Source organism: Knoellia sp. AC549 (assembly GCF_979258975.1).
Genome location: NZ_OZ409890.1, coordinates 3,222,310 through 3,247,114 on the forward strand (window position 1 = coordinate 3,222,310; position 24,805 = coordinate 3,247,114).

Annotated in this window: 23 protein-coding genes, 1 pseudogene and 1 riboswitch; of the genes and pseudogenes, 11 read left to right on the plus strand and 13 right to left on the minus strand. The window is 68.1% G+C overall.

Features of this window, described 5'->3' with window-relative positions:
- The first annotated feature begins 203 nt into the window (after positions 1 to 203).
- The gene (locus ACZZ98_RS15690; RefSeq protein WP_463517113.1) at positions 204 to 566 is read left to right on the plus strand and encodes a hypothetical protein; all 363 of its coding nucleotides are present in this window, start codon (positions 204 to 206) and stop codon (positions 564 to 566) included.
- 109 nt (positions 567 to 675) lie between these two features.
- On the opposite strand, the gene ACZZ98_RS15695 is transcribed toward ACZZ98_RS15690, so the two are convergent.
- Positions 676 to 1,572 (minus strand): HNH endonuclease, encoded by an 897-nt coding sequence (locus ACZZ98_RS15695; protein ID WP_463517114.1) that lies wholly within the window; start codon positions 1,570 to 1,572, stop codon positions 676 to 678.
- Between the two features lie 250 nt (positions 1,573 to 1,822).
- Positions 1,823 to 2,584, minus strand: coding sequence for a nuclease-related domain-containing protein (locus ACZZ98_RS15700; RefSeq protein WP_463517797.1), 762 nt, complete (start codon positions 2,582 to 2,584; stop codon positions 1,823 to 1,825).
- A gap of 236 nt (positions 2,585 to 2,820) precedes the next feature.
- On the opposite strand from ACZZ98_RS15700, the gene ACZZ98_RS15705 reads away from it, so the two are divergent.
- The gene (locus tag ACZZ98_RS15705) at positions 2,821 to 6,156 is read left to right on the plus strand and encodes a S8 family serine peptidase (protein WP_463517115.1); all 3,336 of its coding nucleotides are present in this window, start codon (positions 2,821 to 2,823) and stop codon (positions 6,154 to 6,156) included.
- A 162-nt stretch (positions 6,157 to 6,318) separates the two neighbouring features.
- Here the strand turns inward: ACZZ98_RS15705 and ACZZ98_RS15710 are convergent, their stop codons facing one another.
- From ACZZ98_RS15710 to ACZZ98_RS15730, 5 genes and pseudogenes are all read right to left on the minus strand, one after another.
- Positions 6,319 to 6,753: a hypothetical protein gene (locus tag ACZZ98_RS15710; RefSeq protein WP_463517116.1), complete on the minus strand. Its 435-nt coding sequence runs from the start codon at positions 6,751 to 6,753 to the stop codon at positions 6,319 to 6,321.
- Between the two features lie 219 nt (positions 6,754 to 6,972).
- Positions 6,973 to 7,944 carry a hypothetical protein gene (locus tag ACZZ98_RS15715; RefSeq protein ID WP_463517117.1) on the minus strand — a complete coding sequence of 324 codons (972 nt, stop codon included), beginning with the start codon at positions 7,942 to 7,944 and terminating at the stop codon, positions 6,973 to 6,975.
- The gene (locus ACZZ98_RS15720) at positions 7,944 to 8,534 is read right to left on the minus strand and encodes a DUF6318 family protein (RefSeq protein WP_463517118.1); all 591 of its coding nucleotides are present in this window, start codon (positions 8,532 to 8,534) and stop codon (positions 7,944 to 7,946) included. The genes ACZZ98_RS15715 and ACZZ98_RS15720 overlap by 1 nt, the downstream gene beginning before the upstream one ends.
- A gap of 335 nt (positions 8,535 to 8,869) precedes the next feature.
- A pseudogene (locus tag ACZZ98_RS15725) lies at positions 8,870 to 8,980 on the minus strand (NYN domain-containing protein); the annotation flags it as partial.
- A 161-nt stretch (positions 8,981 to 9,141) separates the two neighbouring features.
- Positions 9,142 to 9,891 carry a ceramidase domain-containing protein gene (locus tag ACZZ98_RS15730; protein WP_463517119.1) on the minus strand — a complete coding sequence of 250 codons (750 nt, stop codon included), beginning with the start codon at positions 9,889 to 9,891 and terminating at the stop codon, positions 9,142 to 9,144.
- Between the two features lie 269 nt (positions 9,892 to 10,160).
- On the opposite strand from ACZZ98_RS15730, the gene ACZZ98_RS15735 reads away from it, so the two are divergent.
- On the plus strand, positions 10,161 to 11,768 hold the full coding sequence (locus tag ACZZ98_RS15735; RefSeq protein ID WP_463517120.1) for an HNH endonuclease signature motif containing protein: 1,608 nt from the start codon (positions 10,161 to 10,163) through the stop codon (positions 11,766 to 11,768).
- A gap of 90 nt (positions 11,769 to 11,858) precedes the next feature.
- Here ACZZ98_RS15735 and ACZZ98_RS15740 read toward each other — a convergent pair whose 3' ends face one another.
- Positions 11,859 to 12,779: an oxygenase MpaB family protein gene (locus ACZZ98_RS15740; protein ID WP_463517121.1), complete on the minus strand. Its 921-nt coding sequence runs from the start codon at positions 12,777 to 12,779 to the stop codon at positions 11,859 to 11,861.
- Between the two features lie 106 nt (positions 12,780 to 12,885).
- Here ACZZ98_RS15740 and ACZZ98_RS15745 point away from each other — a divergent pair, with 106 nt between their 5' ends.
- From ACZZ98_RS15745 to rocD, 4 genes are all read left to right on the plus strand, one after another.
- Complete coding sequence (locus ACZZ98_RS15745) at positions 12,886 to 13,614, plus strand: SprT-like domain-containing protein (RefSeq protein ID WP_463517122.1); 729 nt, start codon at positions 12,886 to 12,888, stop codon at positions 13,612 to 13,614.
- 138 nt (positions 13,615 to 13,752) lie between these two features.
- Positions 13,753 to 14,277 (plus strand): TIGR03086 family metal-binding protein, encoded by a 525-nt coding sequence (locus ACZZ98_RS15750; RefSeq protein ID WP_463517123.1) that lies wholly within the window; start codon positions 13,753 to 13,755, stop codon positions 14,275 to 14,277.
- Between the two features lie 91 nt (positions 14,278 to 14,368).
- Positions 14,369 to 15,049, plus strand: a complete 681-nt coding sequence (gene pdxH, locus ACZZ98_RS15755; protein ID WP_463517124.1) for a pyridoxamine 5'-phosphate oxidase — start codon at positions 14,369 to 14,371, stop codon at positions 15,047 to 15,049.
- A 97-nt stretch (positions 15,050 to 15,146) separates the two neighbouring features.
- Positions 15,147 to 16,379, plus strand: coding sequence for an ornithine--oxo-acid transaminase (rocD, locus tag ACZZ98_RS15760; RefSeq protein WP_463517125.1), 1,233 nt, complete (start codon positions 15,147 to 15,149; stop codon positions 16,377 to 16,379).
- Positions 16,380 to 16,525: 146 nt separating this feature from the next.
- On the opposite strand, the gene ACZZ98_RS15765 is transcribed toward rocD, so the two are convergent.
- From ACZZ98_RS15765 to ACZZ98_RS15775, 3 genes are all read right to left on the minus strand, one after another.
- Positions 16,526 to 17,659, minus strand: a complete 1,134-nt coding sequence (locus ACZZ98_RS15765; RefSeq protein ID WP_463517126.1) for a hypothetical protein — start codon at positions 17,657 to 17,659, stop codon at positions 16,526 to 16,528.
- 20 nt (positions 17,660 to 17,679) lie between these two features.
- Positions 17,680 to 18,873 (minus strand): hypothetical protein, encoded by a 1,194-nt coding sequence (locus ACZZ98_RS15770; protein WP_463517127.1) that lies wholly within the window; start codon positions 18,871 to 18,873, stop codon positions 17,680 to 17,682.
- 384 nt (positions 18,874 to 19,257) lie between these two features.
- Positions 19,258 to 19,554: a hypothetical protein gene (locus ACZZ98_RS15775; RefSeq protein ID WP_463517128.1), complete on the minus strand. Its 297-nt coding sequence runs from the start codon at positions 19,552 to 19,554 to the stop codon at positions 19,258 to 19,260.
- A gap of 70 nt (positions 19,555 to 19,624) precedes the next feature.
- On the opposite strand from ACZZ98_RS15775, the gene ACZZ98_RS15780 reads away from it, so the two are divergent.
- Positions 19,625 to 20,422 carry a tryptophan-rich sensory protein gene (locus ACZZ98_RS15780; protein ID WP_463517129.1) on the plus strand — a complete coding sequence of 266 codons (798 nt, stop codon included), beginning with the start codon at positions 19,625 to 19,627 and terminating at the stop codon, positions 20,420 to 20,422.
- On the opposite strand, the gene ACZZ98_RS15785 is transcribed toward ACZZ98_RS15780, so the two are convergent.
- The gene (locus ACZZ98_RS15785; protein WP_463517130.1) at positions 20,385 to 21,284 is read right to left on the minus strand and encodes an alpha/beta fold hydrolase; all 900 of its coding nucleotides are present in this window, start codon (positions 21,282 to 21,284) and stop codon (positions 20,385 to 20,387) included. The two genes, ACZZ98_RS15780 and ACZZ98_RS15785, sit on opposite strands and share 38 nt — an antisense overlap.
- 82 nt (positions 21,285 to 21,366) lie before the next feature.
- Here ACZZ98_RS15785 and ACZZ98_RS15790 point away from each other — a divergent pair, with 82 nt between their 5' ends.
- Positions 21,367 to 21,729, plus strand: a complete 363-nt coding sequence (locus ACZZ98_RS15790; RefSeq protein WP_463517131.1) for a hypothetical protein — start codon at positions 21,367 to 21,369, stop codon at positions 21,727 to 21,729.
- On the plus strand, positions 21,722 to 22,135 hold the full coding sequence (locus ACZZ98_RS15795) for a hypothetical protein (RefSeq protein WP_463517132.1): 414 nt from the start codon (positions 21,722 to 21,724) through the stop codon (positions 22,133 to 22,135). The genes ACZZ98_RS15790 and ACZZ98_RS15795 overlap by 8 nt, the downstream gene beginning before the upstream one ends.
- On the opposite strand, the gene mgrA is transcribed toward ACZZ98_RS15795, so the two are convergent.
- Positions 22,124 to 23,170, minus strand: coding sequence for an L-glyceraldehyde 3-phosphate reductase (gene mgrA, locus ACZZ98_RS15800; protein WP_463517133.1), 1,047 nt, complete (start codon positions 23,168 to 23,170; stop codon positions 22,124 to 22,126). The two genes, ACZZ98_RS15795 and mgrA, sit on opposite strands and share 12 nt — an antisense overlap.
- 87 nt (positions 23,171 to 23,257) lie before the next feature.
- Positions 23,258 to 23,372, plus strand: a riboswitch (SAM riboswitch).
- A gap of 16 nt (positions 23,373 to 23,388) precedes the next feature.
- On the opposite strand from mgrA, the gene ACZZ98_RS15805 reads away from it, so the two are divergent.
- Positions 23,389 to 24,726: a bifunctional o-acetylhomoserine/o-acetylserine sulfhydrylase gene (locus ACZZ98_RS15805; RefSeq protein ID WP_463517134.1), complete on the plus strand. Its 1,338-nt coding sequence runs from the start codon at positions 23,389 to 23,391 to the stop codon at positions 24,724 to 24,726.
- Positions 24,727 to 24,805 lie beyond the last annotated feature (79 nt).

The window sequence follows — 24,805 nt, forward strand, 5'->3', positions numbered from 1 at the left end:
CTGAGAGTCGTTGCCGCCGCTGTGAGCGGGCGGACGTTGGGGCTTGGGTCTGCGGCCTGCTGGAGACCTAGGGTGAAGGGATGCACCCATCCGCTGAAAGTGCGTTAGACCTCATCTCCACCCCACGGTCCCCAGCGCAGCTGCTCGACGCCAGTCGCGAGGCGTGGGACGAGCATGGCTACCCGCTGACGTACGCGTGCTTCATGGCACTCGTGGCGTTCGGCGACAACTTCGGGGGCCTGGGGGCCGAGGATGACGGGGGGCTGCCTGCAATCCCGCGCCCGCCGTCGGAGGTCATCATCTTGGCAGGGCGGCGCCGCGGTGAGGAAGCACTCGACATGCTCAACAGCCTGTTCACACGCGTGCAGGAAGCCGACCGCGCGCACACCGATGAACTGGCTCCCGGTCCGTCGTTGGCGGACCTGGACAAGAACTACAAGGGAAATGCCGCCTACTTGATGGCGTACATCGTGGGATCGGGAGTGCAATCCCTGCTGGATGATGGCCAGGATGGCGGACAGGTCCTAGATTCGGTGGGGCAGCTCCTTGAGGAGCTCTCGGGCTAAGGCAGTTTCGTCGGTCGGATCGCGTGGCCTCGTGCGACCTGGTCGACGACCATGAAGCTGAATGAACTTCTCATAGCGAGTGAATCGCTCACGGGTCCGGCTGGCGCCGTCAACCGGCCCTGAACTGCCCATAGCGAATGCTCAGTCGTTCGGGATCAGGCCGTAGCGGTTTTGCCTTCGGCACCTGGAGGGTTCGACCGTGCATCTCTTGGATGCCGTGGCGCAGCATGGGGCCATCAACCTCTTCGAGTAGGCGCTCGTTGATCTCGACGACGTAATCAGGAGTGACTCCGAGAAACTTCCGGTCATACGCCGCGTGATGGATCTTGCACAGGCTCACCCCGTTCGGAACGACGGGAACCCCGTTGTCGTCGCCGTCTTCAATGATGTGGGCGGCATCCAGGAGCTCGGCATGTTTCAAGTTGCAGACTGCGCAACTGTGCTCGTAGGCCAACATCACTTGCGCCCGGAACCTGGGTTGGTGAACGCGTTGCTGCACAAGCCTTGTGGCGTAAGCCTTCTCAAGCCTCGATAGTGGCTGGTTGATAGGGACCGAGCGCATGACTTCGTCAAGGGTGAGCGTGAACTCCCGTGCGATCGGGTTGTCCCCGACAACGAACACGGGATAGATCGGGCTGTACCAACCGGTCGCGACTTTATCGAGCCGAAGCACCGGGTACTTCAACTCCAGTGCGGCCCTGAGTTTGAGGTTCTTTCCGCCTTCGGGGCCTCTCTGGTAGCTGTACTGGAGGAACCCCCCGTCGATCTCACGGTCGGGGTAGGGCCCGTCGGGCGACGTGATGATGGACAGAGTCGCCGCGAAGTCCTTCGGGTTCCAAATGCCGCCCTTGCCGGGGTCGACGAGGCGCTGCCGTGACCCGTCCGGAAGTTCGAAGTCACTGAGCTCGTCCCACGGGAGGGATCCACCAAGTTGCTCTGACCTGGCGTGGACGGCTGCTGCGATCACCTCTCGAAAAACGTACTCAGCGTCGAGATCAGCAGCCATGGTGTGAGCTTAGGTGTCATACGAACACACGTGGCGCAAAGAGGCCTGCCCGCGGGCCCACCAGGGTTCCTGCAAGAGCTGAGCATCCCTTCGGGAACGCCTGCAGACCGACCCGACCTGTTACGCAGGTGGAAGGGCTGCGGCCAGGGTTCGGTGGTAGACGTCGATCCCGTCTGTATGCGGGCCCTCGGCGAGTAGGCGTGGGTAGAGCTTCCTGGGCCACAGGACCAGGACACCGCGTGTCGTGAAGTCACCTCCGAACAAGGGCCAGTCGGACTCCACGAAGCAGAGGACGCCTATGACGGGAACGCCGTCGCCCACGATGGAACGCACCAGGTCGACCTGTTTGAGCACGCCCTCCAGGAAGCTTGGTCTGGTTTCGGCCTCCGACGAGAAGGCTCTCAACCCGGGGCCGAAGCAGTCCTCCTTCGACCTTGAGGGTCGGGCGCTTGCCGACGTAGCGCTTCGCGTCGATGACGTAGATACCAGTGCTTGTCACAGCGAGGTGGTCGATATTGGCTCGCGATCCGGGGATTCGGCGATCGTGGAGCAACCGCAGTGTCGAAGACACTCTCTCGTTCAGTCCGCCACCCAACCGCTCCTCGCCGAGGGCGCCAGCGTTCCAAGCCGTAGTTGACTGCGGTTCGGCACTCAGGGCGACGATAAGTCCACCTAGCTTCGGGTGCTTCGTGCGTATCCGCTCTTCGCGCTTGGCGTGCCAACGTTCGAATTCGCGTCGGGCAGAGAGGCCCGCTGCCCCGATATCCACCGGTTTTTCGACCGCTGGCGGAGCCTCGACCGGCCGTGAGAGCTTCATGGGTGGGGCAGGCGCCGCTGGGTCGCTTGCCGAATCCGAGTCGTTTGAGGTGCCTGTCGGCACGGGGTTCACTAATGCGACGGAAGGACAGTCAAGACAACGCACGGTCTTGGTCTGGCGCTCATAGACGGCCGACGTCTTCGCGGCTAGGCCACGGTCACACACCCTGCAGGTGCCCGCGTAGCGGAGCCTCATCGGTGCCTCGTTGGACGCGTCGGCCACAGCCCGACCGTAGCCAAGGCCACGGGCCAGTTCGGTCACATCGCGAATTCTCCGGAATCGCCCAAATGGGCTGCTGGCTTTCACCAAAGGGGCTACGGGCCAGCCCGCACGCGCGTAGCGTCGGAATGTTCGATTCCGAACACACTCCTGGCCGTTGCTCGCGGCCCAGGGCCGCGTGCACACGGCCGTCCTTCTCGGAAGGTCGTGCGATGCTCACATCTCCCCTCCGGCGCGCCATCGTCGCCGCCGGAGCTGCGCCAGTGCTTGCGCTGACGCTGTCTTCACCATCCTTCGGTTCCACGACGGACCCCAACCCGTCCTCCACGCGCACCTTCACCGCCACCCCGCTCACCCCCAGTGACACGGTGACCTCCGACAAGGCAGCCTCGTCACGCCTGGCCCGCACCCCGAACGCTCTGCTCAGGCGCACGGACTCCGCGCCGGTCAACGTGATGATCAAGTACGACTTCGACGCCACCGCCAGCTACGCCGGGGGAGTGCGCGGCCTTGCCGCGACCAGCCCGGGTGTCACCGGGCGCAAACTCAACGGCAGGAGCACAGTGGAACGGGCCTACACGGCATACCAAGCAGGTCGTGAACGCACGATCAGTGCCGCCGTCCGCAAGGCCGCTCCGAGCGCCAAGCTCGGCCAGTCCTATCGCGTGGTCTACGGCGGAGTGGCCGCCACCGTCCCTGCCAACCGCGTCAAGGACATCGTCAGGGTCGACGGTGTCGTCGCGGTCATGCCGGACGAGCTGCGTCAGCTGCAGACCGACGCGAGCTCTGACTTCATCAACGCAACCGGCCTGCAGAACGAGCTCGGCGGCAGCAACGGCCCCAAGGACGCGGGCAAGGGTGTGTTCTACGGCAACCTCGACTCGGGCGTCTGGCCCGAGCACCCGTCGTTCGCCGACCAGGGCAACCTCGCCCCGCGACCCGGTCCGGCGCTCGCCTGCAACTTCGGTGACAACCCGCTGACCCCCGCGAACGACCCGTTCGTCTGCAACAACAAGCTCGTCGGCGGTCGGCCCTTCCTTGACACCTACCTCTCGGACCCCGGCCGCGCAGGCGCCGAGGTGTACCACTCGGCCCGTGACTCCAACGGCCACGGAACCCACACCTCCTCGACGACCGCAGGCAACGTCCTCACGACGGCACCCGTGTTCGGCGTCGATCGCGGCCCCATCCGCGGCGTCGCGCCCGGCGCCTGGCTCGCTGAGTACAAGGTGTGCGGCATCGACGGCTGCTACAGCTCCGACTCGGCAGCCGCCGTCGGTCAGGCCATCCTCGATGGTGTCGACGTCATCAACTTCTCGATCAGTGGAGGGACCGACCCGTTCAGTGACCCGGTCGAGCTCGCGTTCCTCGATGCGTATGCCGCGGGCGTGTTCGTCTCGACCTCCGCCGGCAACGACGGCCCCGGAGCTTCGACGGCCAACCACCTCAGCCCATGGGTGACGACCGTGGCCGCTTCGACGCAGAAGCGCCAGTTCGCCACGACGCTGCACCTCGCGGGGGCCGGCGGAGCGCCGACCCTTGACCTCGACGGTGCCTCGATCACGGCGGGCACCGGCGTCACGCCGCTGCCGATCGTGCTCTCGAGCGCAGCGCCCTACAGCCGGCCGCTGTGCGACGCCCCGGCACCACCCGGACTGTTCACCGGCAAGATCGTCGCCTGCGAGCGCGGTCCCGGTCGCGTCCTCAAGGGATACAACGTCAAGCAGGGTGGAGCCGCCGGGATGGTGCTCTACAACCCGGCGCTCGCCGAGACCCTCACCGACAACCACTACCTCCCGACGGTGCACCTTGCCAACGGGACACAGCTCCTCGCCTTCATGGCGGCCAACCCCGGTGCGACTGCCCAGTTCGACGCGGGGGAGAAGCGGAGCGGGCAGGGTGACGTCATGGCGGCGTTCTCGAGCCGTGGCCCGGCAGGCAGCTACCTCAAGCCGGACGTCACGGCGCCGGGCGTGCAGGTCCTCGCGGGCCACACCCCGACACCGGACGAGATCCCCGGCGGGCCTCTTGGTGAATACTTCCAGGCGATCGCCGGCACCTCGATGAGCTCGCCCCACGTCGCGGGTGCTGCGGCACTCGTGCAGGCGGCTCACCCGTCGTGGACCCCGGGACAGGTGAAGTCGGCCCTCATGGCGTCGTCAAAGACGTCGGTCGTCAAGGAGAACCTCACGACGCCGGCTGACCCGTTCGACATGGGCGCCGGACGGATCGATGTCGGCGCCGCCGCGGACGTGGTCCTCACGCTCGACGAGTCGGCGGCCAACTTCGCTGCCCTCGGGGCGTCGGACGTCACGGCGATCCACCTCAACCTGCCGTCGGTCAATGCCCCGACCATGCCGGGTGCCGTGACCACCAAGCGCACGGTCAAGAACGTGAGCTCGGTCATGCAGAGCATCACCGTCTCGGCGTCCACGACCCCGGACTCCCGGATCAAGGTGACGCCGGGCCAGTTCACGCTCAACCCCGGTGCGTCTCGTCAGGTGACCGTCAACATCAGCTCGGAGTCGCCCATCGGCTCCCAGCGGTTCGGGTCGATCGTGTTCACGCCGAAGTCGGGCGCTGGCCTTCACCTGCCCGTGGCGTTCGTCCACAAGCAGTCCGCGGTCAGCCTGACCCAGTCCTGCACGCCGGCAGCCATCGCACGTGGTGGCACGTCGACCTGCACCGTCACCGCCACCAACGGCTCACCCGCCCCGGTGGACCTCACCCTCGACACGACGGTGAACAAGCAGCTCACGGTGAGCGGCGCAAGTCCACCCGCCGTCGTGACTGGGAGTCGTTCGGTCCGGGCCACGGCAACCTTGGCACCAGAGGCTCCGGGAATCCCGGCCATCGGCCCAGGGTCTCTTGCCGGCTACCTCCCGCTCGATGCGTTCGGCATCACTCCCACTGCTGTGGGTGACGAGGACATCGTCAACTTCAACGTGCCGGCGTTCACGTTCGCTGGTCGCAGCTGGAACAAGGTGGGTATCGACTCCAACGGCTACCTGGTCGCCGGTGGCGGGACGTCCGCGGACAACAACTGTTGCAACCTGCCGAGCGGGCCCAGCTCGGCAGCGCCCAACAACATGCTCGCGCCGTTCTGGACCGACCTCGACGGCACGGGCGCTCCCGGCGTGTATGCCGGCACGCTCACCGACGGCGTGTCGACGTGGCTCGTCGTCGAGCACCGCGTCAACGTTTTCGGGACGAGCTCCCTGAGGACGTTCCAGACATGGATCGGGGTCAACGGCGCCGAGGACATCACGTTCGCCTACGACCCGGACGCCCTGCCGGCCGACCCGGCCGGACAGCCCTTCCTCGTCGGTGCGGAGAACGCCCTCGGTCAGGGCGCGTTCCTGCCGGTCGGCAACCTCCCCACGGAGGATCTGCGCGTGACATCGAGTCCCGGTAGCGCCGCAGAGTCGCTGAGCTACACCATCGACGTGCTCGGCGCCTCCCGTGGCACGGGCGTCGTCGAGACGGCCATGAGGGCGCCCACGCTTCTCGGGTCGACAATCGTGCGGTCGGCGGTGGCCGTCAACTGAGTCGCTCCCGGGTGCGTTCACCCGAAATCCGAGTGCACGGCATACACACCCCTGTATGCCGTGCACTCGCGTTTGCGCTCGCGGCGTCACCCACGTCTGGGCGGGCGGAGTGGTGAAAACTGGGTGCTCGCACGTGTCCACCTGCGGCGAGTCCTTGCGTCGTCAGCGCAAGGCCGAGTCCATGAAGTGCAGCCCGACGAAGAACCAGACCACGATCAGAGCAAGTCCAAGGATCCACCAGCGCCTGGGGCGTCGACCGGCGGCGGCATGCAGAATCGTCACGGCGGTGATGATCGCCGATGAGGCAAAAGGAAAGTAGGCTGCGATCACGCCACCGACTGTGAATAGGGTCCTCTGACAGGTGAATTCGCATTGTGTTCCTACCGCGAAGACGCGCCCGATGAACGAGGCCGGCATGCTCACGAGTAGCAGGATGAGCAGGCCATCCAGCGTGGGTCGGATGCGTCGCCAGGTGCCACTCGGCGGAGTCCATCCGGCGGCGTCCGGCGGTTCGGGGAAGTAGGCCTGGCGCAGCCAGCGTGCGACGGCGCCAGCGCGCCCACTGACATTGCCCCGATATGAACTCATGGCACTCATGGCACTCATTCTGGCGAGCCCGGCGAGGTCGGCTGTGAAGTTTTCCACAGCTCCGCGTCGCATCGGCCGAGGTTGGTCATGGTGACGGACGCGTGCCATGAATGGCGCGGACGCTGGTGATGAGCGCAGAGTATGACGAGAACTCGAAGCACTGCGATGCCTGAAACGATCTGGCCGTGAGGTGTTCACAGGGTCTCGCCGGCCAACACTGTCCGCTAGCTACTGCTTCCCGTAGAGGCGGGACTTGGCCTCGCGGACCTGCAGAGTGACGACGGGCTCGTCCTGGAGATCAGCGACGCCGCCCAGAGGGATCCAGTTGGCACCGCCGTTCACGCGATATGAGCCGGTGAGCTCCGCATCGACCTTCACGGACGCGGCGTGGTTCGGCTGTTCGTACGTGTGGCGGATCTTGCCTTCGGGGTACGGGCCACCGAGGTCCGTTGTCGGGCCAGAGAAGGATCCGTCGCCGAAGTCGTAGTTGTAGCGAGCAGGATCGATCCGGAACTCAATCGACCACGAGAGGAGCTGCACCTTCTTGCTGATGTCGCCGGGACCAAGCTTGCCAGCTGGCCATTGGGCCTGGAAGTACGTCGGCAGGTTGACGAGAGTGACATCGCCCTCCGGCTGAATGTTCACAGTTGGCTTGGCGAACGGCAGAGACAAGAACGCCTGCTGGATTTGCGCCAACGTGGGAATGGGTGGTGGAGCCGGAGCCCCCGGCGGCATGTCTTCGGGACCACACGTCGTTCCGATCTGATCCCAAGCCCCGGTGGAACCCTTGAGGCGGCGGAATACCTGCAAGCGCTGGGCCCCGTCCTGACCTTCGAACTGGCAGGCAAGGGCTGCGGTCCCGCATGCCTCGCCTGACACTGTGCCTCCGGCAAGCGAGGAAAGGTCCCGTCCGGGGCAGTCGTAGGCGAACGCGTACTCGTATGGGTCCGGCGGCGGGGGAGGCTTCGACCCCGCTGGCTCGTCCTTGTCTTTGTCTTCACCCGTGTTTGGGTTCTTCGGATCGAGGACGCACTGCGTCTTCGTTTGACCTTCTACGCCGTCGGAGCCAATGCCGGTTTCCACCTCGACTGGGATCAGTGGTGGCTCACACGTATCTGCATGGGCAGCTTCGCTAAAGGAGATCTGGAACGCGACCGCGAGAGCAGCCGTGGAGAGACCGACAAGTGCGCGCCGCAGCATCACAATGTTCCAATTTCATCGACCAGCCATCCGTTCGCGTGCGTGAGGCGCAATCGGTAGGCAACTTTGCGGTCCTTGCCGGTGAACACCACCTTGCCCGCATTGTCGATGCGATTGACTCCGGCGTACTGCACGAACAAGTCGACCGCAGGCCGGCCGCCGAGGACCGCGTAGGTCGCTCCAGCGATAGTCGCACTGGAGGCCGCTTGACGGGTCCCCGAGCCCTCGAGTTTGTCGATGATTTCCACGACGTTCTGACAGTCCTCACAGTTCTTGGTGAACAAGGGCTTGAGGGGATCGGAGTCGGCCTTGACGTACCCGCGGTCCATCTCGTTCACGAAGAACTTGGCGAAGGCGATCGCACCGGCTTCGGTGTTGGCGCGGGCGGCCGGGGGGAGGTTGGCGCTCACAGACGGGCTGGGCGAGGTTGTGACGGGAGTCGAACCGCTTGGGGTGGGCGAACTGGTCGGCGAAGGGGTAGTCGACGAACTCGTTGGTGTCGGCGTCGGGTCGTCTTCACCGCCGTTACAACCCCCCAGGGCGAGCGTGGCAGCGGTCGCTGCGGCTGCGGCATACGTCATCATCTTCATGGTGCGGATCCCCTCCGTCGTGCGGTGCCGGGCAGCAGCTCTGAGAGGCGCGAGGCATCGTGTCTTGCTATCCAGACTAAAGAATTCGCCGGATTTTGCCACTTGGGGCAGAGCCTCGAGCGCATCACAGCGCCGCGTTTGCGCTGGCTTTTGGCGATGACGGTCCGACGCGCATCGCGCAGTGTTGGCGAGGCGGTCGGCCGGCGAACACGTCCCAAACGGACGGAGAGCAGCAGAACCAAGGACGCCAGAGGCATACCGGCGCTTCGAAGGTCATGGCACGGGAGTCTGGCGAAAGCCGTGGAACCCGCCGCGGACTTATCCACAGCGACGCGTCAGCACAGCCGGAGGGTCAGGTGTCCGTTCTCCTTGGACTGGATCTCGACGAGGTCACCGTGCGACTCGACAAACGCCTGGAACGAGGAGTAGCCGAGCGACTTCTCGTTGAACGTTGAGTCCTTGCGCTACATCTGGCTTTTGACCGAAGAGGCATGCAACCACACGTCGTCGCTCTTCTCCATGCCCACCCGGATCGCACGAGGGAGAAGGGCGGGAGATGGCCATGCTGTCGGACCGCGTCCGGAGCGGTCTCTGGCTTGGGTCGACCTTACGGCCGACCGCTCACGTAGTAGCGGAAGAGCAACCACGCGGCCACGGCATCGAGCAGGTGCCACACCGCGTGCGGTTGCAGGAGAGAGTGCGGATCGCAGAGCGGGCCACCGTCCTTGCCGGTGTTCCAGATCGCAAAGGCCACGAGCAGCGTTGCGACAGAGGCCAATCCCCATCGCACGTCGAGGCGGACACCGCCACGAGTCCGCAGCACCACCTCCATGGCCAGCCCGGCGAGCAGCATCACCGCGAAGACCGCGTTGCCCAACGTCATGACCACCGGGACGTCCGCAGAAGTGAACTCGGCGACCGTGCACAACCCCAGCGCAGCGACGAAGAGCCCGACGAATCCGGTGGTGGCGAGTCGCAGGAGCCGCGCAGCGGCATACGAAAGGACGGAGCTCGCGAGCAGATACATGCTGTAGAGGTCGAGGTGCCCACCCAGCTCACTCTGCGACGCGTGCATCGCTGCACTTCCTGGGCCGAGCAGCACGACCACGACGGCGTATGCCGTGCCAAGACGTGCGCTCATCGTGCCGCTTCCGCGGTGGGAGACGTGCCAAGAAGCCGCGAGCCCGGCGATCACGAAGCCGACGTTGCTCAAGGTGTTGGCTGGCTGTCGGACAAGAGCGTCCCGCGCCGCCTCACAGAAGCCCCCGCCACGGCCGATGTCCGGACCCAACCAACCGAGGGCGAGCGCCGTGGCGAGCAGGCTGACTGATGCCAGGGCAGCTGCGGCGGTGATCACCAGCGGCGCACGCTGGAACCGGTGCGAGGCCTTTGGCTCGGTTGGCGCGGCTGGATTAACTGGCATGCGACCCAACGTGGCACAGGGCGGTGACATCTGTCCTGGAGTGGCTGTCAGTGGTGGGATCTAGGTTAGGTCTCAGCTGAACGGCAGGGACCGCCACTGGGGCACGAACGGCGTGAGTTCTGTTGGGGGAGTGCGAATCTCGCGGAGCGTGGCCGGTGTCAGTGGTCGCCGATAGGTTGGGATCAGTCGTTGGAGGAGGATCGATGGACGAGCAGCAGCAGGCTCCCGTCACGCCGTTGCGTGGGGTGCTGGGCGCTGCTCGTGACGGGCTGGCCGACATCGGTGACGTGCTGTCATCCCTGAGCGCCGCCGATCTCGCCGAGATCATGACCCTCGCCGATGAGGTGAAGTCCCAGGCGGCGGCCGCGCAGGTGCGTGTCACCGCCGAGGCTGCGCACCGCGGCGAGTTCGCCTCGGCTCGGAGGGGTCAGGGCTCCGTGCACTCGTGGGTGCGTGAGCACGCGCCTTCGCTTCGCCAGGGCGGCGCCGGTCAGGTGGCGCAGCTCGCGCAGGAGGCGGCTGCATCGACACCCGGTGGCCTGTGGTCGCGTGGTGGTCCGGACGCCGGCGCCTTCGCCGACGAGAGCCGACCGGAGGGCATCGTGTGGAGCCGCGTCGTCTCCGGGGAGGTGGGCGCGGGGCTCGCGCTGACCGCCCTGCGTGAGGTGGCGCGGATGAAGGATCTCCTCACTGACGAGGCCATGCCGACGGTGACCAAGGCGATCCTCGACCACGGCGTCGAGTGGGGGCAGGCCGAAGCTCGCAGGATCCGGCCCCGGCTGCTCGCACAGTACGGTCGCGAGGGCGAGTTCGACGACAAGCAGCGACGACTGCGTCCGGGGGCGTTCCTGTCGAGTCCGACCGTGGCCGACGGTGACCTGACCGAGTACCGGATGGCGATGACCCCCGCGCAGGCCTCGCGACTCGAGGCCGCGATCGGACCGTTGTCGAAGCCGGCTCCCAATCCCGACACGGGGGAGGCTGACCTGCGCTGCGCAGGTCAGCGCCGGGTGGAAGCCCTGGACGCCGTGCTCACCGGCGCCGCCTCGGCGGACTCGGGGAGCCAGAGTCCCGGAGGCGCGGCGACGGTCGTCCACGTGACCGTGACTCTGGCGGACCTGCTGGCGGGGCTCGCTCGGGTCGGCGCGTCGGACTGCGCGGAGGGGGGCGGGTCAGGGTCCGGCTCCGTCATGGGTTCGCGGGCCCAGCAGACGATGCTTGCCCCTTCGGCCGTCCGACAGCTCGCGTGCGACGCCGACCTCATCCCGGTCGTCCTTGGCGCGGACGGTGAGGTGGCCGACCTCGGTCGGGTCACCCGGCTCTTCACCCTCGGACAGCGCCGCTTCCTGTGGCACCGAGACGGTCAGTGCACCTTCCCCGGGTGCACGGCGCCCGCTGCCTGGACTCAGGCGCACCACGTCGTGCACTGGGTCGATGGCGGTCCGTCCGACCTCGACAACGCGGCGCTGCTGTGCCAGCGCCACCACTCCCAGGTGCACGACCAGCGCCTCATCGCGACCGTTCATCCACCGAACGAACACGGACGATCCGTGACCTGGGACCTGAGCCGAGGCAGCTATGACCGACATCTGACCGAGCGACTGGCGGAGTTCGCCCGTGCTCGGGAGCGAGCCAGGGCGAGTGACCGACGACAGCGGCAACGACATCGAGAACGACTCGATACGGGTCCACCCGATGGGTTGGCTCAGGCCGTCCCCGAGTGGGTGCTGCTCGAGATCGCCGACGACCTCGAAGCCGAACACCTCGCGCAGTGGGAAGCGGACCTCACTCGCTGGGACGTGCCCGCCTGACCTGATGCGCTTCTCGGTGCTCACCGCGGCCAAAACTGGCGTGGCGAGGCGCCAACACGGTGCGTGGGCACCTCCTGTGAGGTGCCCGGATCAGCCGGCGCGGGACTCCGTCGCGACCGTCCGCATATCCGCCGGGTCGGTCATGGCCCACCGCACCGTCGCGGTTGCCGCATCGCCCAGAGGACGCGCCAGCACCATCTCGGTGAGCGGCAGCCAGGGCAGCCGCAGCGGTCGTCGTGCCCACCGTGGAAGGAGCGCGACGGCGCCCGCAGCCAGGGCGGCATACCCCGGCTTGGCAGCCAGGGGGAGCGGCGGGTGAAGCAGCAGGAATCGCGCTGCCTCCCGCGATGCGGCCGTGGACTGCAGCTCGGGCCGGTAGTCCTCGATCATCGCGGCCAGCGCAGCAGTGGTCAGCGGTGGATCGACGACTCCCAGTCGTCGCGCCACGACTGCGGCTTGCTCGACATAAAGGTCGGCCTCGGTGTCGGTGAGCGGCTCGGAGGCGTAGCGCTGGAACGCTGTCAGGAAGCTGTCGACCTCGGTGATGTGGACCCAGCGGAGCAGTTGAGGGTCGCTCGCGGCGTAGGGGCGTCCGTCCTCGGCCTTGCCGCGGACCCGTTCGTGGATGGAGCGCACGCGCTCGATGAGCACCTCGGCATGCTCGATCGTCCCGAACGTCGTCGTCGCCAGGAATTCGCTCGTGCGCTGGAGCCGCCCCCACGGGTCGCCCTTGAAGCCCGAGTGACCCGCGACCCCGGCCATGGCGAGGGGGTGCAGCGACTGGAGCAGCAGCGCCCGGATGCCGCCGGGAAACATGGCCGCGTCCGCGTGCACCCGCCAGATGGGGTCGTCCGGCGTGAACCACCGCTCACCCTCGGCCCCCCAGATCACCGCGGCCTTGGCTGCAGCGTCGTCACCCGCCACTCTCGAACGCAGGGCGTGGGCGAGCTGGGTGCGGGCACGCTCGTCCCAACGGGTGGGAGTGGCATCGGTGTCGTCGGCGGTTGCCATCACAGCTCCTCGTGGGCGAGATTCCACAAACCTTATACGTCGCTTCCGACTCGGGGATGATCGTGCGTGGACAGGCAGTGTCAGTGGTCGCTGACAGCATGAGTACATGGAGATCTCACCGGCGCTCGCACTCGGGCGCCGCCTGCTGCGTGAGCACGGGCTGGAGCACTGGAACGTCACGATGGATCGGGCGAAGACCAGGGCCGGCGTGTGCCGCTTCGCGTCCCGCACGATCTCGCTCAGCGCCCCGTTGACGCGCCTCCACGGCGAGGCCGAGGTGCGCGACACGATCCTGCACGAGATCGCCCACGCTCTCGTCGGCCCAAGCCACGGACACGATGAGGTGTGGCGCGCGAAGGCCCGGGCGATCGGCTGCTCCGGTGAGCGCACTGTCCCCACGAGCGCGCCGAGCGTCGAGGGTCCCTGGCGCGGCGTGTGCCCCCACGGCCACGTCTCGACTCGGCACCGTCGGCCGACCCGGGTGCTGAGCTGCTCGCGCTGCCGCCACGGCTTCGACCCGGAGTTCGTCATCACCTGGACCTTCCACGGGCGCCGGGTCTCGATGGGGCAGGCCTATCGCGAGGAGCTCGAGGCACTGACTCTCGGTCGCAAGGCGGCAAAGGCTCCGAAGGGTGCCGGGTCGGGGGATGCTGCGACGGCGCAGCCTGCACTCGTCGTCGGAGCGATGGTGCGCATCGTGGCGGACGGGCCGCTGCACGGCGTCGTCGGTGAGGTGGAGGCCGCGTTCTCGACGCGCAGCCAGGTGAGAGTCGGCGACCAGCTGTATGCCGTGCCCAACGAGGTTCTTGCCCGCGCCGAGCTCGTGGCCAGCTGAGAGCGCGATGTGGGAGGGCGGCGGCGCCACCGGTTGAGGAGGCCGCGCCGAACTTCAGGCTAGCCGCGTGTCCTCGACCGTGTCGGTGGCAGTGGGTAGCGTCGCCAACGCCCGCCCACCGTCCACGGAAGGCCAGCCATGAACGCCCAAACCGACGCCGGCACGCTCCTCTCACGCGCCCTCGACCAGACGGCTCGTCTGCTCGACGAGGTGTCGCCGGAGCAGTACGACGACGCCTCGACGTGCCAGGACTGGACGGTCCGCGACCTCGTCCGACACGTCGTCGCGTCGCCGCGGAACTTCGTCTCGATGTTTGCTGGCCAGGAGGTCGACTGGGCCAACCCGCCCGAGCTCGGCGACGACCCTGCGGGGGACTTCCGGGCCGGTGCCGCGGACTTGCTCGAGCACGCTCGCGCGGACGCGTCCGGCGGCTCGTCCGGGGCCGCGATTCCCGAGTTCGCGGTCCACGGCTGGGACCTTGCCCGATCCATCGGCAGCCGGACGGCACTCGACGACGAGGTGGCCGAGCATGCCTACGCCTTCATGACCGCCAACCTCACGCCGGAGAACCGGGCAGGAGCGTTCGAGCCAGAGGTCGACGCCGCACCGGACGCCTCGGTGCACGACCGACTCGCAGCCTTCGCCGGCCGCGCGCCTCGCTGAGTCGCCAGAGCTCGGCCGCCACGCACATGCCGTTGGCGTGCTGGATCTTCGCCACGCCCGCCGGCAACGAGTCGGCCCTAGGCTCGGAGGCGTGAACGACATGACGCGCATCGACTACACCGGCACCGGTCTCTCCGAGGACGAGGTCGCCGCCACCCCCTGGGTCCAGGCGAAGCGCTGGGTCGACGATGCCGTCGAGCGCTCCGGCGCGCAAGCGGACGTGCCCGAACCGCACGCACTCTCCGTCGCGACAGTCGACCAGAACGGCCTGCCCAACGTCCGCACCGTCCTCATGCGCTTCTTCGACGAGCGAGGTCCCGGCTTCCTCACCAACACGCTGTCCACCAAGGGAGCCGAGCTCGCAGAGAACCGAGGCATCGCGGCCTCGCTGACGTGGCCCTCGATGTTTCGCGCCATCCGGTTCCGTGGGCAGTCGGTCCTGCTCGACCGCGACGAGGTCAGCGACTACTTCGGTTCGAGGCCGTGGGGCTCGCGGATCTCGGCGTGGGCCTCGCAGCAGTCGCAACCGGTGGCATCGCGAACCGAGCTCGAGACGGCATACGAGAGGTATGCCGCCCGTTGGCCCGACCGTGGTCAGTCGGACGACGTCCCCGTCCCGGACTTCTGGGGCGGCTACCGGATCACCTGCAACGAGGTCGAGTTCTGGGGAGGTCGCACCAACCGGCTGCACGACCGGCTCGTCTTCACCCGCGTCCGCGAGGGGTCTCTGGACGACGCGTCGGCGTGGTCGCTCAGCCGCCGTCAGCCTTGAGTCCTGCGACGACAGAGGGCTCCGTTCGGCGGTTCGGCGGTGCCTTCCTGCGCCGTTACAGTGATCGCGACCACGCAACGAAGGAGTGAGCCCAGCCATGACGCCCGAGCAGCCCGGCACCAGCCCGGCAATGAGTACCGAGCAGCACATCGAGACGACCGAGCGCCATGCGGCGCACAACTACCACCCCCTCCCGGTCGTCATCGCCAGTGGTGAGGGCGCATGGGTCACCGACGTCGACGGCAAGCGCTACCTGGACTGCCTCGCCGGCTACTCCGCGCTCAACTTCGGCCACTCGCACCCGCAGCTCGTCGAGCGCGCCCGCCAGCAGCTGGGCACCCTGACCCTGACGAGCCGCGCCTTCTTCAACGACCAGCTCGGTCCGTTCGCCCAGGCCCTCGCCGAGCTCACCGCCAAGGACATGGTCCTGCCGATGAACTCCGGCGCCGAGGCGGTCGAGACCGCGCTCAAGGTGAGCCGCAAGTGGGGCTACGAGGTCAAGAACGTCCCCGAGGACCAGGCCAACATCATCGTCATGGAGGGCAACTTCCACGGCCGCACGACGACGATCATCAGCTTCTCCGACGACAAGGTGGCCCACGACAACTACGGCCCCTACACGCCGGGCTTCCGCGCCGTCCGCTACGGCGACATCGACTCGCTGCGCGCCGCCGTCGACGAGTTCACCGTCGCCGTGCTCCTCGAGCCGATCCAGGGCGAGGGCGGCGTCGTCGTCCCGCCGGAGGGCTTCCTCCGTGACGTCCGCGAGCTCTGCACCGAGCAGAACGTTCTCATGGTCGCCGACGAGATCCAGTCGGGTCTGGCCCGCACCGGCACGACCTTCGCGTGCGACCTCGAGGACGTCGTGCCCGACATGTACATCCTCGGCAAGGCCCTCGGCGGTGGCCTCTATCCGGTCTCGGCCGTCGCGGCCGACAAGGACGTCCTCGGCGTCATCTCGCCCGGGTCACACGGGTCCACCTTCGGTGGGAACCCGCTCGCTGCCGCGATCGGACATGAGGTATGCCGTCTGCTCGCCACGGGTGAGTTCCAGGAGCGCGCCCGTCGGCTGGGTGCACGACTGCTGGCCGGTCTCGAGCCGCTCGTCGGCAACGGTCTCGACGCGGTGCGGGTGCGGGGGCTGTGGGCGGGCCTCGACGTCACGCCCGGCGGGCCCACCGGCCGTGAGCTGTGCGAGCGCCTCATGGAGCGCGGCATCCTTGCCAAGGACACCCACGGCATGACGATCCGTCTCGCTCCACCGCTCGTCATCACCGAGGACGAGGTCGACCAGCTCGTGGCCGCCGTCAAGGACTCCCTCACGGCCTGAGCACCCAGCCTGTCTCTCGAGACGGCAAGGTCCCGCAGACCGCGTGCCGTATGCCGCGTCCTGCGGGACCTTGCTCGTGACTCAGTCGATGAGGTGCCGTCAACGAGCCACCGAGCTGGACGGTGGGCACCGTCCGGAGTGGACGGTCACCGTTGGAGCGGGAACATCCTCGTGGGCCCGAGATGCGGAGCGCCCTTGTGGGAGAACGACGTTGGTGCTGACCCTTCAGCAAAGCACGGGTCCGCGACTGCTCCCGGTGGATCGGAGCTGTAGCCCGGCGTGGAGATGACCACGGTGGCGTCGACCGGAGCGCCATCAGCGCGGGTGACCACCTCTGACAGGCGGAGCGCGGCCGTGCGGTTGCCGGCCGGCCGGGTCAGCTCGGCGACGTTCGGTGCCCCGGGTCCGATGCATCCGGCATACGTCAGGGTCCAGCCCTGCGACGACAGTGAGGTGACGGTCTGGGCAAGACCGCCCGAGGCCTTCAGCGGGGCAGGCGCCGACATGGCGGCCCGCCTCGGTTCGCTCTCCCCGGTGTCCGCGGGCGGGGTCACAGTGAGGCCCAGGGCGGTCAGCGACCGGTCACTGCGAACAGCATCGACCGCCTTCTCGAGGTCGTCCGCAACGGCCTCGTCCGTCCACTCGGGTGGGTCGACCCGTTCACCTGACAGCGGGACCGGGCCCGACAGCTGCGCGGGTGCTGATGACGCTGCCGTGGGTGAGGTGGGAAGCGTGCCCTGCACGAGACAGCTGTCGTCGAGGTCTATCGGCGCAGGTGCCGACCAGGCGGTGTCGAGGTGGTGGGGGACAGAGGCGCCCAAGCCGACCTGCGTCGCCCGGGGCTGGGCCTGCGCCGCGTCCGGGGCCGTCAGGGAGGCCTGGATCGTGGCGTGGTTTCCGTCGTCCGGTGTGGTGCCCTGTGCCAGCTGGGCCGAGGCGCCCCCAGCGAGCCCCTGCTCGTCCGGCTCGCACCGCACCCCGACGAGGCTCCAGCCCGCCGCGATCGCCGCCCGCACCTCCGTCGTGACCACCACGCGAGGTGCGGCGTCCGTGAGATAGCTGCGACCAGCGACGTCACGGCGCACGCCGGGCGCTGCTCCCTGCGGCTCCACCGTCGTGGCGACGTCGGGCGCCACCCACGGGTCGCTCCACACCCTCTGCGCCCGAGTGAGGTCCGTGGCATCGGGGAAGGTGCGACCATCCCTCGCGGTGCAGCCACTGAGGAGTCCGACCGTGAGCACAGCCGTGGCGACCGTCGTCGGCCAGGTCCGTGCTCGCATGATGCCAGCCTGCCATGTGCTCATTCGGGCGGCAGGATGGCGACGAGCGGCTTGTCCCAACCCATCGAGTCGCTGAGCTGGCGCTCGTGGAACTCCTCGCGGGTGGTGATCCTCGTCTCGCCTGACTCGGGCTCGTAGACGCGGAGGTTGCCGTCCTCGGTGCCGGTGACGAGCACCACGTGAGCCCCGGCGTTGTCGGTGCCCTTCACGTCATAGGTGTAGACGGGGACGGCCTGACCGTTGTCGGCCGCTCGAGCGATGCGGTCGTAGGTCTCACCGGGGTTGTCCGGATCGATGTAGCGCGTCTCGTAGCCGCCGCCCGTCCCGGAGCCACCGTCGCCGGACATGTGACGAGCGGCCGAGCCGGGGCTCGTGCCTGCCGCTTCCGGCCACCAGCCGTTGAACTTGCCGTCGTGCGTGGTGAATCCGTTGGTCTGGTGGTGCACGTCGATGGCCGCGTGCTGGAAGCGGTTGTGCATCGCGACCTGCTCGGGGGTGGCGCCTGCGGGCAGCGGGTTCCGGTCGTCGGAGACCGGGTCGGGATCGCCGACCTGCTGACCGGTCCGCGGGTCGTAGCCCGTCATGACCCGCATGGCGTAGAGCGGGTCGTTGAGCATCTTCGAGAGGAGCAGGCTGGAGGAGCCACAGGTCGTCGAGTCCGGCTGCGTGAACACCCCTGGATGGCTCGTGGGGTCGAGTGCCTTCCGCTGCGCCGGGGTGAGCTGGCCGAGCTTGCGGGCGTAGTTGACGAGGGTGGTCCCTGTTGCCCCGGCGGCGATCGCAGCGAGGAGCCAGCCGCGTGACGTGTCGTCAGAGGCTCCGGCGAGCAGTCGCTCGGCGGCCGCACGCTCCTCGGGGGTCATGGCCCTCATGGCGTCGTTGGCGCGCTCGACGACGTTGCCGCGCAACGGTCCTGAGTCGTTGCCGTCGCCACCACCGACGAAGAGGTTCACCCCGCTCACCGGACTCACGCCCTCGGGCAGCTCGTGCGGCAGCTCCAGCTCGTCGATCGCGTTGCGGATCTCTCGTGCCGCCGTCGTGATGGCCCCGTGTGCGTCCTGATACGCGCCGAGGAGCTCTCCGGCGCCGTGGATGACGGCTTCCAGGATGCCCGCGATGTAGTCCCTGAGCTTCCCACGGCCACAGGTCGCCCCAGGAGATCGAGGTGTGCTTGCCCAGCTCGTCCCAGGCATCGCCGTGTCGCCGGCGAGCATCGGTCATCTCGGTGCTCAGGGTGCACAGTGCACTGTCGATCCTGTTGGTGGCGGGCTCGACCGAGTCCATCCGGTCCTGAAGTGCCGTGAGAGAGGAGCGGTAGCCGTCGCCGGCGTCGCCCTCCCAGATGGCGACGGTCGTCCTGGTGGCCGTGCGCTCCACATCGGTGCAGGCCCCGCTCCAGGTCCGGCCGAGGCGACGCCAGGCTGCAGCAGCGTCGTCGATGTCGGTCGCCGCGGGGTCGGGTGCCTCGGTGGCGACCTCCACCATCGCGCCGATGAGGTCGACGATCGTCTGGGCCGCGTCCCACGGTGGCCACAGGTCGACGTCCTGCAGGTCCGCGAGGACGCCCTGCAACTCGTCGATGACGTCGGTGATGACGCTCATGTCTGTGGGGGCGTGAGCTGGGTGAAGGCCCCGGCCGACGCCCGGTCCGTGGTCGTGTAGGTCGTGATGCACGACTCGACGTTGGTCTCGAAGGAGTCGATCACCGCGGTCGTCGTCCTCGTGACGCCGCGGACCCGCTCCACGGCATACGCGAGGTCGTCGGCGAGGTCACCCATGGACGAGCCCTCGGCGTCTGCGAGGTCGGCGCTCGTCCTGCCCAGGTCGGTGCGCGCCTCGGCGGCCCCGAGCGACCACGCGCTGCGCACCTCTCCGGGGAGGATCCGGATCGTCATGGCCTGAACGCTAGGGACCCTGCGACCGGGACGGAATGGGGAGCACTCCCCGCGGTGGCAGGCTGGAGCCATGACCTCCAGTGACCGGACCCGTCAGATCGCCGTCACCCTAGCCGAGATCTTCTGCGTCCTCGGCACCCTCGCGGGGGTGGGAGTGATCGGCACCCGGGTCGCAGAGTCCGCCGGTGGCTCGCTCTCGGCGGACGCCACCCTGCTCGCCCCGGCCGGCCCGGCCTTCTCGATCTGGTCAGTCGTCTACCTGGGTCTTGCCGCCTACACGGTGTGGCAGTGGCTCCCTGTGGCCGGCCGCAGTGAGCTGGCCCGGCGCACCGGCTGGCTGGTGGCGGCCTCGATGGTGCTCAATGCCGTCTGGTTGCTCGTGACCCAGCAGGGGTGGGTCTGGTTCAGTGTCCTCGTCATTGTGGCCCTGCTGCTCGTGCTCGTCCGGCTGGCTCTCGAGCTGGCCGCCATGCGTGAGCGTCCGGCCGATGTCGTCGGCACGTGGATCACCCGTGCGACCGCCGGTCTCTATCTCGGATGGGTGGCCGTGGCGACGTTCGCCAACATCGCAGCGGCTGCGGCGGGCAGCGGCGTCGACCTGAGCAGTGGTGCGGGAGCGGTCATGGCGGCCCTCGTGGGTGTCGTCGTGGTGGCAGCCCTTGCCATCGGCCTGACGCGCGCCGAGCCCACCCGTTGGGGAGTTGCGGCCGCAGCCGTCTGGGGCCTGGGCTGGTTGGCCTTCGGGCGCTTCGCCGACGAGCCGCAGTCGACAGTGGTCGGTGTGACGGCACTCCTTGCTGCGGCAGCCATCGCGACCGCAGCCGTGGTCTTCAGCCTGCGGGCGAGGCCCGGCGCGCGTTCTGCGTGATCGCGTCGACCATCTCGGCCCGGCGCCCACGAGGCAGGTCGTGACCCATCTCAGGGAACATCAGCAGCCGTGACCCCGGGACGGCCCGGGCCGTCGCCGCGCCACCACTGGGCAGGACGAGGCGGTCGCGAAGCCCGTGGATGACAAGGGTGGGCACGGTGATCGTGCGCAGTCGCGCGGTCCGGTCGGGGGAGGCGTTGATGGCGTTGAGCTGGCGATCGCGGCTCGTCGCCGTGTTGGCGCGCCGGGTGACGTGCGCCTCCGCGAGCTCGCGCATCTCGACCTCGTCGAACTCGAGCCCGGCGATGACCCGGAACGCCTCCACACCTGCCGCGATCGCCTCGTCGCGCGTCGTCGGTGGCGTCGCCCGGACCTGGCGGAGCAACGCCGGGAGCAGCCGGGCCGAGGACCGTCCGTAGCGTCGGTGCCCCGTGTTGGACATGATCGAGCAGAGCGACCGCACCCGCTGCGGGTGCCGCAGGGTCAGCTCCTGGGCGATCATCCCGCCCATCGAGGCGCCCACGACGTGCGTCGAGTCGATGCCGAGGTGCTCGAGCAACCCCGCAGCATCGTCGGCCAGGTCGGCCAACGTGTAGTCGGACGTGGCCCAGCGGCGGGCGGCGAGCCCACGCACGACGTGGCCCCGGGTCGGCGGCGGTGCGTCGGTGAACGACGACAGCCCCTGGTCGCGGTTGTCGTAGCGGATGACCCGGAATCCAGCTGCGACGAGGAGGTCGACGAGGTCGGTCGGCCACGCCACGAGCTGGGCGCCCATGCCCATGATCAGCAGGATCGGCTCGGCGTCGTCGGGACCGTCGATGACGTACTCGATGCGCTGGTCACCGATCTCGGCGGAAGTCATGCTCGCATCCAACCAAACGAGGCTGACCGTCACCCGAGGAGGTGACGAAGGCCTCCGGTCCGCGCGACGTAGGCTGTCCGCCGTGCTCCTCCCGCTCACCCAGGTGCTCGTCGCCGCGGCGCTCCTGCTCACCGTCGTCGCCGGTGGCTACGCGCTCCTCGACCGGCTCATCGGCAACGTCGTGCTCGGGCTGGCGGCACTCGTCGAGCTGGGTGTGATCGTCCAGCTCGTGCGCGGCCTCGTCGGCATCCCCTCCTTGGAGGGCACGGAGCCGAAGGCGACGTTCACGGCATACCTCGTCACCCTGCCCTTCGTCCTGGCCATCACGGTGTGGAGCGCCATCAAGGACAAGACCCGGTGGGCGATGGGCTCGATCGCCGTGGGGGCCTTCGCCGTCGCCGTGATGACCCTGCGCCTCCAGCAGATCTGGGACCTCCATGCCTGACGCCATCCCAGAAGCCCACTCGTCGCGCGGCCCCGGCCGGATCCTCGTCGCCGTCTACGGCGTGCTCGCCCTCGCGGCGACCGGTCGCTCGATCCTGCAGATCGTCGAGTACTTCGACCGCGCGCCGCTCGCCTACGTCCTGTCCGCGCTCGCGGCCGTCATCTATCTCGTCGCCACCGTCGGCATGGCCCGCGGCGACCGTCGAAGCACCCGGATCGCCCTGCTCGCGTGCACGGTCGAGCTCGTCGGTGTCCTGGTCGTCGGAGCGTTGTCGTATGCCGTTCCCGACGCGTTCCCGGACAAGACCGTATGGTCGCACTTCGGCTCCGGCTACGGCTACGTGCCGCTGTTCCTGCCCATGCTCGGCATCTGGTGGCTGGGCCGGGTTCGGAGGTCAGCCGCGTGAGGACGTCGCCCAGAGGTTGATCCCGGCCTCGACGGCGTGCTTGTCGATGGCCTTGAGCTCGGCGTCGGTGAACGAGAGGTTCTTGACTGCCAGCAGGTTGTCGTCGAGCTGCTCGACGCTCGACGCGCCGACGAGCACGGACGTCACCCGCGAGTCCCTGAGCAGCCAGGCCAGTGCCATCTGGGCGAGCGACTGGCCGCGCTTCTTGGCCATCGCGTTGAGGGCACGCACGTGCTTGAGGGACTCCTCGGTGAGGAGGTCCGGGCTGAGGCTCTTGCCCTGCGACGCTCGAGAGCCTTCGGGGATCCCCTTGAGGTACTTGCTGGTGAGCATGCCCTGGGCCAGCGGTGAGAAGGCGATGCAGCCGACGCCGTGCTCTCCGAGGACGTCCAGCAGGTCCTCCTCCACCCAGCGGTTGAGCATCGAGTAGGACGGCTGGTGGATGAGCAGGGGAGTGCCGAGCTCGCGCAGGATCTCGACGGCCTCGCGAGTACGCGGCCCGGAGTAGGACGAGATGCCCACGTAGAGCGCCTTGCCCTGTCGCACGAGGGAGTCGAGCGCCCCCATCGTCTCCTCGAGGGGCGTCGTCTCGTCGAAGCGGTGGCTGTAGAAGATGTCGACGTAGTCCAGGCCCATCCGCTTCAGCGACTGGTCGGCACTCGCGAGGATGTATTTGCGACCGCCACCACCCTGACCGTAGGGGCCCGGCCACATGTCGTAGCCAGCCTTGCTGCTGATGACCAGCTCGTCGCGGTAGGGCTTGAAGTCGCGTGCGAAGAGAGTGCCGAAGTTGCGCTCGGCGCTGCCGTAGGGAGGGCCGTAGTTGTTGGCCAGGTCGAAGTGGGTGATGCCCTTGTCGAACGCGCGACGCAGGATCGCCTGCTGGCGTTCGAGTGGGACGTCGTCACCGAAGTTGTGCCACAGGCCGAGCGAGATGGCCGGAAGGTCGAGACCCGACCGCCCCACCCGGCGGTACGGCATACCGGCGCGGTAACGGCCAGCGGCCGCCTTGTACTCGTCGACGTGGAAGGTCATGCGACCCATCATGCCCGCCCGTGGCGGTCCACGATCAGAGACACCGGTGCCGCGAGACGAGGGTCCGGCGTTAACGTCTCAACCACAGGTCATGAGTGCCAGTGACAAGCCCCGGCTCGCTGGCCGGCAACCCTCCAACCGCGGTGGGGTGCCCCGGGTGAAGACCAGGCGGAGCGTCGACCGGCGCCCGCAAGCACGGCACACGAGGAGCTCTTCCGATGGCTGACGACGCTGTTTCCGGCACCCCGAGCTGGTCCTTCGAGACCCGACAGATCCACGCGGGGCAGGAGCCCGACCCCACGACGGGCGCTCGCGCCCTGCCGATCTACCAGACGACCTCCTACGTCTTCAAGGACACCGAGCAGGCCGCGAACCTGTTCGCGCTCAAGGAGTTCGGCAACATCTACACGCGCATCATGAACCCGACGCAGGACGTCGTGGAGCAGCGCATCGCGTCCCTGGAGGGTGGTGTCGGCGCTCTGCTCGTCGCCTCGGGTCAGGCGGCCGAGACCATCGCGATCCTCAACATCGCCGAGGCGGGCGACCACATCGTCGCGTCACCGTCGCTCTACGGCGGAACCTTCAACCTGCTCAAGCACACCCTGCCGAAGTTCGGCATCGAGGTGACCTTCGTCGAGGACTCCACCGACCCGCAGTCGTGGCGTTCAGCGGTGCGCCCCAACACGAAGCTCTTCTACGGCGAGACGATCTCCAACCCCAAGGTCGAGGTCCTCGACATCGAGTCGGTTGCCGCGGTGGCCCACGAGGCGGGCGTGCCCCTGATCGTCGACAACACCGTTGCCACGCCCTATGTGCTGCGTCCCCTCGAGTTCGGCGCCGACATCGTGGTGCACTCGGCGACGAAGTACCTCGGCGGTCATGGCACGACGATCGCCGGAGTGATCGTCGACGGTGGTAAGTTCGACTTCGCTGCCGACCCGGAGAAGTTCCCGAACTTCAACACACCCGAGGAGAGCTACCACGGGCTCGTGTTCGCCCGGGACCTCGGTGTGGGGTCGCCGCTGGGTGCGAACCTCGCCTACATCCTCAAGGCGCGGGTGCAGCTGCTGCGCGACCTGGGACCGGCGGTCGCGCCGTTCAACGCCTTCCTCATCGCACAGGGCATCGAGACGCTGAGCCTGCGGATCGACCGCCACCTCGAGAACACCAGGGCGGTGGCACAGTTCCTGCAGGGGCACGACCAGGTGGAGTCCGTGCGGTGGGCGTCACTGCCGGGTGACCAGTTCCATGACCTGGCGCAGAAGTACACCCCCAAGGGATCGGGTGCGGTGCTGGCGTTCGAGATCGCGGGCGGTGCAGAGGCGGGACGACGGTTCGTCGAGGCGCTGCAGCTGCACTCGCACGTCGCGAACCTCGGCGACGTGCGCTCCCTCGTCATCCACCCGGCGTCGACGACGCACTCGCAGGGACCGGACGAGGATCGGCTCGCCGCGGGTGTGACGCCTGGCCTCGTGCGTCTCGCCGTCGGGATCGAGCACATCGACGACATCGTCGCCGACCTCGAGCTCGGCTTCGTCGCGGCCAAGGGAGCCTGACCCGCGCTCGGTACTCTCTCACGCTCGCGGCCCCGCAGCGAGGGTGTGGATAACTCGACGGTGAGATCCACGGATCGAC